The organism is Nocardioides sp. Root682, assembly GCF_001427795.1.
Classification (GTDB): Bacteria; Actinomycetota; Actinomycetes; order Propionibacteriales; family Nocardioidaceae; genus Nocardioides.
In genome coordinates this window covers 1090397-1102026 of sequence record NZ_LMHJ01000001.1, presented here as the reverse complement: position 1 = coordinate 1102026, position 11630 = coordinate 1090397, and the positions used below count along the sequence as shown (strand labels likewise).

Annotated in this window: 10 protein-coding genes; 5 read left to right on the top strand and 5 right to left on the bottom strand. The window is 69.5% G+C overall.

What is annotated here, in order from left to right; translation table 11 throughout:
- Positions 1 to 9: 9 nt before the first annotated feature.
- The 3 genes from ASD84_RS05090 to ASD84_RS05080 all read left to right on the top strand — a co-directional run bounded on the left by ASD84_RS05090 (position 10) and on the right by ASD84_RS05080 (position 3963).
- Entirely contained in the window at positions 10 to 735 is a 726-nt protein-coding gene (locus ASD84_RS05090; RefSeq protein WP_056707295.1) for an ABC transporter ATP-binding protein, read from the top strand.
- On the top strand, positions 732 to 1808 hold the full coding sequence (locus ASD84_RS05085; protein WP_056707290.1) for an ABC transporter permease: 1077 nt from the start codon (positions 732 to 734) through the stop codon (positions 1806 to 1808). The genes ASD84_RS05090 and ASD84_RS05085 overlap by 4 nt, the downstream gene beginning before the upstream one ends.
- A gap of 88 nt (positions 1809 to 1896) precedes the next feature.
- The gene (locus ASD84_RS05080; protein WP_056707287.1) at positions 1897 to 3963 is read left to right on the top strand and encodes a cation:proton antiporter; all 2067 of its coding nucleotides are present in this window, start codon (positions 1897 to 1899) and stop codon (positions 3961 to 3963) included.
- On the opposite strand, the gene ASD84_RS05075 is transcribed toward ASD84_RS05080, so the two are convergent.
- The 3 genes from ASD84_RS05075 to ASD84_RS05065 are packed head-to-tail and all read right to left on the bottom strand — an operon-like array spanning position 3955 to position 7392.
- Positions 3955 to 5304 (bottom strand): FHA domain-containing protein, encoded by a 1350-nt coding sequence (locus ASD84_RS05075; RefSeq protein WP_056707286.1) that lies wholly within the window; start codon positions 5302 to 5304, stop codon positions 3955 to 3957. The genes ASD84_RS05080 and ASD84_RS05075 overlap by 9 nt on opposite strands.
- Entirely contained in the window at positions 5304 to 5729 is a 426-nt protein-coding gene (locus tag ASD84_RS05070) for a hypothetical protein (RefSeq protein WP_056707283.1), read from the bottom strand. Before ASD84_RS05070 ends, ASD84_RS05075 begins: the two co-directional genes overlap by 1 nt.
- A 46-nt stretch (positions 5730 to 5775) precedes the next feature.
- Positions 5776 to 7392, bottom strand: a complete 1617-nt coding sequence (locus ASD84_RS05065) for a hypothetical protein (protein WP_200954427.1) — start codon at positions 7390 to 7392, stop codon at positions 5776 to 5778.
- Between the two features lie 178 nt (positions 7393 to 7570).
- Between ASD84_RS05065 and ASD84_RS05060 the strand changes: the two genes are divergently transcribed.
- Both ASD84_RS05060 and ASD84_RS05055 read left to right on the top strand, forming a co-directional pair.
- A complete protein-coding gene (locus tag ASD84_RS05060; protein WP_056707276.1) occupies positions 7571 to 8383 on the top strand; it encodes a protein kinase domain-containing protein in 813 nt (270 codons plus the stop codon).
- A gap of 18 nt (positions 8384 to 8401) precedes the next feature.
- Positions 8402 to 9979 carry a hypothetical protein gene (locus tag ASD84_RS05055; RefSeq protein ID WP_056707272.1) on the top strand — a complete coding sequence of 526 codons (1578 nt, stop codon included), beginning with the start codon at positions 8402 to 8404 and terminating at the stop codon, positions 9977 to 9979.
- A 26-nt stretch (positions 9980 to 10005) separates the two neighbouring features.
- On the opposite strand, the gene ASD84_RS05050 is transcribed toward ASD84_RS05055, so the two are convergent.
- Positions 10006 to 10881 carry a protein phosphatase 2C domain-containing protein gene (locus ASD84_RS05050; protein ID WP_056707270.1) on the bottom strand — a complete coding sequence of 292 codons (876 nt, stop codon included), beginning with the start codon at positions 10879 to 10881 and terminating at the stop codon, positions 10006 to 10008.
- Positions 10878 to 11579, bottom strand: coding sequence for a vWA domain-containing protein (locus ASD84_RS05045; RefSeq protein ID WP_056707265.1), 702 nt, complete (start codon positions 11577 to 11579; stop codon positions 10878 to 10880). Before ASD84_RS05045 ends, ASD84_RS05050 begins: the two co-directional genes overlap by 4 nt.
- Between the last annotated feature and the right edge of the window lie 51 nt (positions 11580 to 11630).

Here is an 11630-nt window from a genome sequence, read left to right as displayed (position 1 = left end):
TCGAGCGCGATGGCTGCGATCAGCGCTCGGAACCTGACCAAGACCTACGGCGAACTGGTGGCCGTCGATGGTGTCTCCCTCGAGGTCGCCGACGGTGAGTTCGTCGGTGTCCTCGGCCCGAACGGCGCCGGCAAGACGACGCTGCTCGAGATGATCGAGGGGCTGAGGCGCCCCGACGGTGGGGAGGTCCACGTCCTCGACGAGCCGGTCTGGCCGCGCAATGCGGGGCTCCGGCCCCGGATCGGCGTCCAGCTGCAGGCGTCGTCCTTCTTCGAACGGCTCACCACCCGCGAGCAGATCCGCACCTTCGCCAGTCTGTACGGCGTCGGCTCCGGCCCCGCTGACGAGTGGCTCGAGCGCGTGGGGCTCACCGACAAGGTCGACACGCGGGTGGAGGACCTCTCGGGCGGCCAGGCGCAGCGCCTGTCGATCGCGTGCGCGCTGGTGCACGACCCGGAGGTGGTGTTCCTCGACGAGCCGACGGCGGCGCTGGATCCGCAGGCGCGGCGCAACCTGTGGGACCTGCTCGCGTCGATCAACGACAGCGGCCGGACCGTCGTGCTCACGACCCACTACATGGACGAGGCCGAGGCGCTCTGTGACCGGGTCGCGGTGATGGACCACGGCCGGATCCTCCGGTTCGAGACACCCGCTGTGCTGATCAGCGAGCTGGACACCCCGGGCACCCTCGAAGACGTCTTCCTGTCGCTCACCGGGCGGGAGTACCGCGCGTGAGCGGGCGGGCGAGGGGACCGTTCTGGGCGCTCTCCCTGGCGATCCTGCGCGGCTTCCTGCGCGACCGCGCCTCGGTGTTCTTCACGGTGCTGTTCCCGCTGATGTTCCTGGTCCTCTTCGGCGGACTCTTCGCCAACCAGGACCAGTCGAAGGTGGACCTGATCCAGGTCGGCCAGGTGGCGTTGATCGATGACCTGCCCGACGGCGCGCGGGGCGCCTTTGACGAGACCTTCGAGGTCACGAAGGACGACGACCTGGCCGCCGCGCTGGAGGAAGTCCGCAAGGGCGATGCGGACGTCGCGCTCGAACAGCGCGGTGACAAGGTGATCGCGCACTACACCCAGACCGACCAGGTCAAGGCAGCCATCACCCAGGGCACGTTGCGTGCGTTCGTCGACGGCGCCAACGTCGCGGCGACAGGGCAGCCGCCGAAGTTCGGCTTCGAGGCGGAGCAGGTCGAGGACGACTCCCTGAGCACCATCCAGTACGTCACCCCCGGACTCCTGGGCTGGGCGGTGGCGATGAGCGCCGCGATCGGCGCGGCGGCCACCCTCCAGGGCTGGCGGCAGTCCAAGCTGCTGCGCCGTCTCCAGCTCGCGCCGGTCACGACGGGGACCATCGTGGGGGCCCGGGTGACTGTCACGCTGTTGATCGCCCTCGGCCAGCTCGCGATCTTCCTCGGTCTCGGCGCCGCTGCCTTCGGTCTCACCCTGACCGGCTCGTGGTGGATGGCGATCCCGTTGGTGGTCGTCGGCACCTTGTGCTTCATGGCGCTGGGCCTGCTCGCGGGAGCGCTGGCCAAGACCACGGAGGGCGCGGTCAACCTGGCGAACTTCCTGGTGCTCCCCATGGCGTTCCTGAGCGGTTCGTTCTTCCCGCTCGACGCTGCCCCGAAGTGGCTGCAGCGCTTCTCGGAGCTGCTGCCGCTCAAGCACCTGAACACCGGCATGCTCGACGTCATGGTCCGAGGCGAGGGACCGTCGGCCGCCGTGGTGCCGCTTGCGATCCTCGCGACGTTCGCGATCGTGGTCACCGCCCTGGCCGCACGACTGTTCCGCTGGGACACCACCTGAGATTCCTGCCGTGCAGGAGGTGCATCCCTGCACTTTCGGGGGACAAGCCCATAGTCTGACCTGCGCACCCCGTCCCAGGAGGCTCATCTTGTTCGATTTCAACGCGTTGCTGGTGGCCCCCGCGAAGGGGCCCGTGCTCGACATCTCGATCATCCTCGCGCAGCTGGCGCTGATCATCGTGGTGGCCCGGCTGGCCGGCAAGGCAGTCTCCAAGATCGGCATCCCGCCGGTCGTGGGGGAGATCGGTGCCGGCGTCCTCCTCGGTCCGAGCCTGCTCGGGATGGAGCTGAGCCAGGAGCTGTTCCCGCTGGACCAGCGCGGCTACCTCGACGTGCTGGCCCGTGTCGGTCTGGTGCTGTTCATGTTCGTCGTCGGCCTCGAGCTCGACATCAAGCTGATCAAGGGTCGCGAGAAGGTCGCCGGCTCGGTGTCGGTCTGCTCGATCCTGCTGCCTTTCACGCTGGGCATCGGCCTGGCGCACATCTTCGTCAACAGCAACGCGACGGAGGCACTCAAGCCGGCAGACGCCGACTTCTGGCCGTTCGCGCTGTTCATGGGCGCGGCCATGTCGATCACCGCATTCCCCGTGCTGGCGCGGATCCTCACCGACCGCCGCATGCACCGGACGGAGACCGGTGGCCTCGCCCTGGCCTGCGCCGCGACCGACGACATCATCGCGTGGACGCTGCTCGCCGTGGTGCTGGCGATCGCCGGCGTCGACGGAGGCCACGGCCACCTCCCGAGCTGGGCGATCTATCTCGCGATCCCGTTCGTCCTGTTCGCGATCTTCGTGGTCCGCCCTGCGCTCGGCACCCTCACGAAGGCCTATCACAAGGCGGGTGAGCTGACCCCCACGATCATGTCGGTGGTGCTGGTCGGCCTGCTGCTCTTCGCGGCCACCACCGACGTGCTCGGCATCCACTACATCTTCGGGGCGTTCCTCTTCGGCGCGATCATTCCCCACGAGCAGGCCGCCGCGATGCGTCACGAGATCCTGGTCCGCCTCGAGCAGATCTCGGTGCTGCTCCTGCTGCCGGTCTTCTTCCTGATCTCCGGCCTCAAGGTCAACATCCAGGGCCTCGGCGCCAAGCACCTGATTCCGCTGCTGGCGATCCTCACCGTCGCCATCGTCGGCAAGTACGTCGGCGCGTACGTCGGCGCGCGGCTCCAGAAGGTGCCGCACTGGCAGGCCAGCTCGCTCGGCCTGCTGATGAACACCCGTGGGCTGACCGAGCTGATCATCCTCAACGTCGGCCTCGAGAAGGGCCTGCTCAGCCCCGAGCTGTTCACGCTGATGGTGATCATGGCGCTGGTGACCACCGTGATGACGGGGCCGCTGCTCAACTTCACGTATCCGCAGCGCCGGGTGGCCCGGGACATCGCTGAAGCCGAGCGTGCTGCGCTCGGCGCCGAAGCCGTCGACCGGATCCTGGTGCTGTCCCGCACCGACCAGGACGACTCGGTCCTGGTCGAGGTCGCGGCAGCCCAGCTCGCCGGAGCACACCCTGCCGAGATCGTGGTCGCCGACCTGCAGCCGCAGGGCCGAGCGCTCGAAGTCGGCAGTGGACTGTCCCTGGAGCTGGCCGAGATGGCGTCCGCGATGGAGCGCCAGCAGGTACTGGTACGTCGTGGCGAGGAGATCGGCATCCCGGTGCGGGTGATCGCCCACGCCAGTGCGGACGTCGAGCAGGACCTCGTCGAGCTGGTGGCCGTGCTCAAGCCGCAGGGCCTCGTCGCATGGTCCGACGACCCGTCACTCGACGGTGTCGTCGCGGCCAACGAGTCTCCTGTCGCCGTGGTGCCTGCGGGCACTCCGGCTCAGGACACGGACGCCCCGGTCATCGTGCACTGGTCCGGCGACGTCAACGGTGAGGCGGCCATCGTCCTCGGCGCCCGCATCGCCGTCTCGCGCGGCACCACGCTGGACGTGCGTGGCGACGGCGGTCGCAAGCAGGCCGCGGCCCGCAGCGCGCTGGCCGAGCGCGGCGTCCGGCTGGCCGCGTCGGACGCTGACGCCGGCCCGTTGGCCGCGGTCCCCACGGAGCTGGGGTCGTTCACGGCATCGGGCACGCCCGGGATCCGGGTGCGGGCCGAGCTCGACGCCGCACCGGTCGACTTCGCCGTCGTACCCCTGGGGTCGACAGCGTCAGTGTGACGCTCCCGCGTGGGTGTTGAACGCCAGCGTCCGGTGGCCGATGCGCACCCGCGTGCCCTGGACCAGGACCTGTTCGGTGCCGGGCTGCATCCGCACCCAGTCCGGCGTCCGGGGGACGTGGACGAACGTGCCGTTGGTCGAGTTGTTGTCGATCAGCACGACGTCCCAACCGCGCATCTCCAGGCGCGCGTGCACCCGTGAGACCTGGTTCGACTGGTCGATGATCGGCAGCGGCCGGAAGTCGCCGTTGTGGATGCGCTCGTCGCCGCTCGGGTCCCGGCCGAGGAGGTAGGGGGTGTCGAGCTGGAAGACGGAGCCGTCGTCGAGCACGATCACGCCCAGGGGCGGCCGTGAGCCGTTCACCAGGACCGGCGTCTGCTGCACCATGTTGATGCCGCACACGGCGCAGAACAGCACCCGCGGGTCGTTGAAGTGGCGGTTCTTGCAGTAGACGCCCCGGACCTGCTCGCTGGGGCTGTCCTCCATCACCTGCGCGGCGTTCTCGACGATCGGCAGCGGCTCGAAGTCGTCCATGTCGTCGTCGACGTCGCTGATCAGCACGGACTGGAAGTTGACGTGCTCATCGGCAGGAACCGGCGGCAGCGGGCGACCGGCAGGCGGTGCGACGGGGGCGGCCGGAGCCGGGGGAGCAGGCGGCGCTGGCGGGGCCGGGGGAGCTGCGACGGGAACCACCATCGCGGCAGCGGCGTCGGACACCGGGGTGTCGGGGTGGCCGTGCCCGTGCCCGTGATCGTGGTCCTCGTGGCCGGCCTCCTCGCTCACCGCCGGCTCGGCCGGAGCCATCATCGGCTCGTCGGTCATGGCGACGGGCTGGACGACCATCATGGCGTCACCGGCTCCCGAGGGCATGGTGAAGGATCCGGCCGGGATCACGCCGCCGTCGAGGCGGTACGTCGATCCGTCGGCCGGGGCGGCAGCGCCCGGCAGCGTGACCGTCACGGACTCGACCGGCCACGGGATCAGGCGCTCGACCCACGCGAGCGAGTCGGCGCCGGAGATCGTCTGGTCGTTGATGGTGACCGTGACGTCGCCGTCGACGAACACGGCGAGGCCGGTGGTGTGCGGGGCGAGCGCCGCGAAGCCGGGGGACTGCTCGACCGCGGTCGACAGCATGAGGGCGTATCCCCGGACCAGCTGGCGACCCTGGCCGCCGTTGGCCGCCACGATCTGGGCGTGCTCGAGGTAGGGCTTGACCACCGAGGGCTGGTCGGAACCGACCAGGAGGACGACCGGTCCGATCCGGGCGAGGGTGCCCTCGCCGGATCCGGGTACGACGGTCGCGCTCGACCAGTCCTCTGCAGATGTGGCGGGAATGGGCATCAGATGATCCTTCCACCGAAGAAGCGCCACCGGATGAACGGAACGCGCATGGGCCCGTTGGTCCAGATCCAGACCACGAACCAGATGACCGAGAAGTCGATGAGGAATGCCCAGAAGTCGGGGACTCCGTCGATGCCGGGGACCAGCTCGAGGTCGAGGAGCAACCAGACCAGCGCGCCCTCGTTGAGCGCGGTGATGAGGCCGAACATCGTCGGCCAGTCCTTCTCCCACCGGAACTGCTGGATCCCGTGGTAGATCAGCTCCCACACGATCCCGAGCACCAGCACGGTCGCGAGGATGATGTAGGTGGTCTTGTAGTCCGGGTCACCGGGCAGGATCGGCGTGAGCGCCAGGGTGATCAGACCGCCGAAGACGACGAGCATGAAGATGCGGGTCTGCAGCCGGCCGTTCAGGGTGGGCAACATCAGCGCACTCCCTTGCTGAATTGGAGGGTCGAGTGGGCAGCGTCGCTCACGGGGCGCTCCCTGCCAGCCACTTCCACCACTGCAGGGTCGAGCGCACCGGCCCGATCCGCTTGCCGAAGCCGCGCTTGCGCAGGTCGGCCTGGATCTCCTGGGCAGCGACCTGCAGTCCGAGGAACGTGTCGACGCCGGGGAAGTAGCCGCCCAGCGTCGAGGAACCGGAAGCGTACATCGCGCCGGTCCCGGACGCGGTGCCGATCAGCTCGAACGATCGGTCGACGTTGAGGCGGCCAACAGGGTTCCGCGTCACGCCGCCGTGCTCGAGCAGGTCCTTGAGCAGACGGTGCTCGGCGATGTCGGCTTCCAGACCCGTGCAGTCGATGACGAAGTCCGCCTCGATCGGGACGGTGCCCTGGGCGGTGCGGACGTGGTTCACGATCCGCTCGCCGCTGGGCTGCATGTCCTCGACCGCGCCGACGACGGGGGTGTACCAACCTTCGCGGCGGCCCTGGTTCATCTGCTTCTGCCACAGCTTGCGCCACGGGGTGTTGGTGCCACCCATCCGCTTGTAGAGCTCGGCGCGTTCCTCGCCCTCGAGCTTGCGGACCTGGGCCTTGAGCTGTCCGCCCCACACCGACTTGGGGTAGTTGAAGCCCTGGTAGGCCCACCCGTCGCCACCGCGGCGGCGCATGAACATCCGCGGCTTGCCGCCGCCGGGACGGGGGTCGCCCTCGTTGCCGTAGCCGTCGTTGGGGCCGTTGATGTAGGTCCGGAACAGGTGGACGATGTTGGTCTGCGCGCCGTGCAGCAGCCGGTCGTCCATCAGTCGCTGCAGCACCCGTGACGCCACGATGCCGCCTCCGCGCACCACCACGGTGCTCGGGACCTGCATCAGTCGCTCGTAGACGTGCTCGTGCGCTTCGTAGGCGTTCACGATGTGCCGGTAGTCGTTGTTCTCGGTGCGGTAGCGCTGGAGCTCGGGCAGGAACTTGAGCCCGGGATAGCCCACGGCGACGTGGACGTACTGCGACCGGAAGGCCACGCGCTTGGTGGCCGACGCGCCCTCGGGCGGCGTCAGGATCGTGAAGTACCCGCCGCCGTACCGCCGCCGCACGATGCGGACCAGGCCCTTGACCAGCATCTCGTCGTACCCGATGCGGTTCGACTCGCGCTCGAGCTGCTCGAAGACGTTGCCGGCCTTGGGCGTGTAGTAGTCGGCGAAGATCGGCTCGCTGAAGAGCTGCCACAACACCTTGAGGTTGAACTTGCGCACGCCCTCGGCGAAGCCGTACGACGGGAAGCCCCAGATGTTGTCGGGGCGTGATGCGGAGTCCGAGCGCAGGCGTTCCGGTCGCGGCACCTGGGAGACCCGGGTGAGGTACTCGTAGGTCTGCCACGGCTTGTCGAGCGTTCCGAGCACCCGGATCTGGGAGGTCGGCACGCCGGCGATGCGCAGGTAGTCGACGGTGACGAAGCTGCCGATGCCCGAACCGACGGTCACGAACGGAACGTCGACGATCGGGATGCCTGCCGCTGCCACGAGGTCATCGGTCCAGAAGTCCGTCTCGAGCATCTGGTCGGTCAGGTCACCGGTGATGGCCTGGGCGGGCAGATACGTCGAGGGGTCAGTGGTGGGGACCACGGATGCTGCAGAGGGCTCGATCAACGTGCCTCCTAGATCGCTGAATGCGTGCGGAACGCTACACCCGCTACCCGATGCGGCGCTTGCTGAATCCTTGCACTTCCGCGACGCGACGGGGGGTTTCCGGGTGTTGGTCCCGTGGCATCGTGCCATGCTGGAGTCCGGTCGCGCCGCGGCCTGCCCGACAGTCATGGAGGATCGAGTGCAGGGAATCGCTGATTACGAGTTCGTGCGCCCCTTGGGCGAGTCGAACTACGGCACGAACTATCTCTCGAAGGCCCCAGCGCGGCTGGGCATCGGTGCTGAGGAAGTCGTGGTCAAGGTGATCGCCGGCCCGACCTCCGACGACGCCTTCCGGCGCGCCACCCGCGAGCTCAAGCACTTCAGCGTCGCGGACTCCGACCGCCTGGTCGCGGTCTACGACGCCGGCCGCCACGGCGGGGCGTTCTACTACGCGATGGAGTACCTCCCGCACGGCTCGCTCGAGAACCCGCACGTCGAGATCGGCACGGGCGCCCGGGTGGCAGCCGTTCGGGACGCAGCGCTGGCGGCTCACGCGTTGCACGAGCGCGGCATCGCGCACCGCGACATCAAGCCTGCCAACATCCTGCTCGCTGACGACGGCGGCCGGCTGGCCGACCTCGGTCTCTCGCAGCTGCTCTCGCCCGGCATGGTCACGACGGGCCTGGGCCAGATCGGCCTGGAGTTCACCGACCCCGCGATCATGCTGGGGGCCCAGGCCTCGCGGGCCAGCGACATCTGGTCACTGGGCGCGTGCCTGCACTTCGCCATCACCGGGAAGGGCGTCTACGGCGACCTCAAGGGCACCGAACCGCTGCTGCTCGTGCGCTCGATCCTGGCGTCGCAACCCACCCTGGTGGACTCACTCCCGCCCGCCGCCCGCACCCTGATCGCCTCGTGCCTCAACGCCGACGTCGCGGCCCGCCCGCGCACGGCTGCCGAGGTGGCCGACAGTGCTTCGGGCCTGGCGAGCGAGCTCGGCTCCGCGGTCTGAGGGCTGAGGTCTCAGGGCATGGAACTGCACGAGGCGATCCGGGAACTCGTTGCTGCCCACGGCACGTCGATCTTCGCCGACGCGAATGGTTTCCGGGGTGTCCTCGACGACGTCCTCGAGGAGGACCAGGCCAGCACCGGCGACATCAACCTGCTCGTCGACGCGATCCGGTTCGATGTCCTGACGCCGCTCTCGGCCATGGTCGACGGTGGTGCAGACCCGTTCCGGGCGGTCGAGGCAGCCGGTCAGCGCCTGGCCCGCGACCGCGGTGGCGATGACCAGGCTGCGTCGAGCTGGGCAGCCGCTGTCCTCGGGTACGCCGTGGGCAAGGTGCCCGAGGACGTGATCCTGCGGTACCGCTCGCAGCGACCGCCGTCGTCCCACCTCCCCTCGGCTCCACCGCCCTCCGGCCCGCCCCTGCAGTCTCCGCCCGTCCCGCCGATGCAGTCCCCGGCGACGGCGTGGCCGCCGCAGCCGGGACCCCCGACGGGCTCACCGACCGTGCTGCCCGGTCATCAGTCAGCGCCCCAGGGCACGCCGTACGGCACCCCGGCGTACGGCGTCGCGGGCGGCTATCCGCCGGCCCCCGGCTTCGGCGGGCCGCCCCGGAAGAAGAAGAGTCCCGTGGTCTGGATCGCGGCCGCAGTCGCGGGTGTCGTGGCGGTCGGCGGCGCTGTCACCGGGCTCGTCATCGCCAGCGGTGGTGACGAGGATCCCGGCAAGACGGACGACGGCAGGTCGACCGAGACCAGCGAAACTCCCGGCGTGGACGTCGACGCCGCTGCGCTGGACAGCCGTTACAACGCACTGGCCTCCACGATCAGCGCCGGAACGAGCGACTGCGCTGCCGGCACCCCGGCCGCGGGACAGGCCGAGGTCGTCGACTGCGTGATCAGTGCCGGCAAGCTGCAGCTGGTCACCTACGCAGACGAGGCGTCGCTGACCGCGGCGCGGAAGGCACGACTGGACTATCGTGCGGGCACCCTGACGGCCGACAACGGCACGACCGCTCTCTACGAGTTCGACCCCGAACGGGGCGGCAGCTCGAACCCGGCCCTCATGTACTGGGACAGCACGGCGGCACTCCAGTCCGCGACGATCACCGGCGAGGGCAGCGTCAAGATCGACACCGTCACGACGAGCTACAAGGCGACCTCGCCCCGCGTCCCGGAGCCGACGAACCCGCAGCACCCGGTCCTGCGGGACTTCATCAACATCAACATGGACGTCTCCAAGTGCACACGCCAGCGCACCTTCTTCGTCGACGAGACCGAGGAGAGCTCCTGCACGGCGGTCGAGGGGATCGTCGTCACGGTCGGGCGCTACACCACCCGCAAGGGGATGCGCGCGGACCGGTTGTACTACAAGGGGAAGTACGAGGAGGCCGGCACCGGCGGTGGCAAGCAGGGCGGTGGCGGCACCTGGAAGTTCGGCGAGGGCAAGGCCGAGGGGGCGTACTACGCCTACCGGAACAAGGAGGGCGACACCGCCACCCTGTACTGGGACTACAGCCTGTCCGACTGCTACTGCTACGGCGTGGCCTGGAGCTTCGACGGCGACCTGAAGAAGCTCGAGGACTGGTGGCCCAGCGACTGAGGCCCAGCGACTGAGGCCCAGGCCGATCAGTCAGGCACGGGAATCGTGTCGGCCAGGTCCGGCCGGCTGATCCCCCCGACGTCCGTGCGCACCATCAGTGCCATCGTCGTGTCGTCGCCTCCGATCAGGGCGGGCTCGGCGAGCCACTCGGGGAGCTGCTCGCGCACCCAGACCAGACCGCGGCTGCGACTGAACTCGAGCAGCTGCTCACCGGTCTGACGCCACCAGCCGTCGGCGTCGACCCGGGATCGCCCGAAGCCGTCGGTGCACAGGAAGGTCAGTGCGACGTCGTCGACCCGCGCGTCCACGACGGCGACCCTGAGGGCATCGATCGGTCGCGCCTGGCACAGCGAGCTGGTGTGGAGTCCATCGAGATCGGGGTCCTCCGGCAGGGGCCGAGACGCCTCCCCGTTGGCCGAGACCAGCACGGAGTCACCGTCGCCGATCTGGAGGAACAGGACCAGGTCGCCCACGGCGGCCGTGGCGAGCACCGTCGATCCGTAGGCGCGCAGGGGGTCGGCGCTCGCGCCGAGCGCATCCTCGGCGGCGGAGTAGGGGTGGGCCTGGAGGTGATGCTCGACCTTGGCCACCCAGCTGTCCACGAGTGCGGCGCCGGCCGCGCTGACCAGGTCCTCGGCGGCGGCGTGATCCACGCCCTCGCCGAGCGCGGCGAGGGCGGTCAGCGTCCGCCGCAGCTCCTCGACCGCGCAGAGGACCGCGAGCGCGGATCCGACGTCACTTCGGAAGTGCAGCTTGTGTCCGTGCCCGTCGGCGACAGCGATCACGGCCTGGCCGTTCTCGTAGTCACTCCACGTCAGGACCGAGTCCTGGAGCGGCAGCTGATCGCGAACGTGGACCGAACCGATCGTGGTGCCGGACAGCGTTGTCCAGCGGTGTGTCATCCGAGGGTGCTCCAGATCGGGTCACCGATCGGGCTCGGGGGCGCGGCGGTCACACCGCTGCCCGGACCGACGACCGGGCGGGAAGCCACCTTGCTGGCGGCCTTGGAGGCCCACACGATGTACTCGACGAGCTGCTCGGGGTTGTCGGCCCGCAGCAGCGGGATGTCCTCGTCGCCGACGAACCGACGTAGCGAGTGCATGTCGGCATCGCGGCCCACGCCGAGAGCGAGCCGTACGGCGGTCGCGCCCCATCGGTTGTTCAGCAGGGACTGCAGGCCCTCGGCGAAGGTGACCCCGCTGCTCTGGGTCGGGCGTCCGTCGGACACCAGGATGATGGCCGGGGGGAAGGCACTGTTGCTCTCGTCGAGGTGGTCGAGCGCGCCGGCCAGGGTCTGCAGGGCGCTGCCCAGCTCGGTGAAGCCGCGAGGCACGGCTTCGAGGCGCTTCCAGTGGATCTGGTCGACCTGCGTGGGCTCCTCGATGATCCACTGCGGCTCGTTGGCGAACGCGAGGACCCGGATCAGCAGCTCCGCGTGCGGGTTGGCGCGCGCCTCGTCCTTGAGATGGGGGAGGACCTCGGTGATCGCGTTGTTGAGCGCCTGGATACGGCCGCCCCGCATCATGGAGCCCGAGACGTCGAGCACGAAGATGAAGTGCAGCGGCTTGCGCGCGAGCGCACCGCCAAGTCTGTCGCTCATCGGGGCCCTCCTTCCGATGGATCGGGGTGGTCAGGTCGGCCTGCCGGGGCC

Excerpts from the sequence above, each read along its gene's own strand:
- ASD84_RS05070 (WP_056707283.1), bottom strand. The coding sequence starts at position 5,729 with ATGTTGCCCACCCTGAACGGCCGGCTGCAGACCCGCATCTTCATGCTC.
- ASD84_RS05075 (WP_056707286.1), bottom strand. The coding sequence starts at position 5,304 with ATGCCCATTCCCGCCACATCTGCAGAGGACTGGTCGAGCGCGACCGTC.
- ASD84_RS05045 (WP_056707265.1), bottom strand. The coding sequence starts at position 11,579 with ATGAGCGACAGACTTGGCGGTGCGCTCGCGCGCAAGCCGCTGCACTTC.
- ASD84_RS05055 (WP_056707272.1), top strand. The coding sequence starts at position 8,402 with ATGGAACTGCACGAGGCGATCCGGGAACTCGTTGCTGCCCACGGCACG.
- ASD84_RS05050 (WP_056707270.1), bottom strand. The coding sequence starts at position 10,881 with ATGACACACCGCTGGACAACGCTGTCCGGCACCACGATCGGTTCGGTC.
- ASD84_RS05090 (WP_056707295.1), top strand. The coding sequence starts at position 10 with ATGGCTGCGATCAGCGCTCGGAACCTGACCAAGACCTACGGCGAACTG.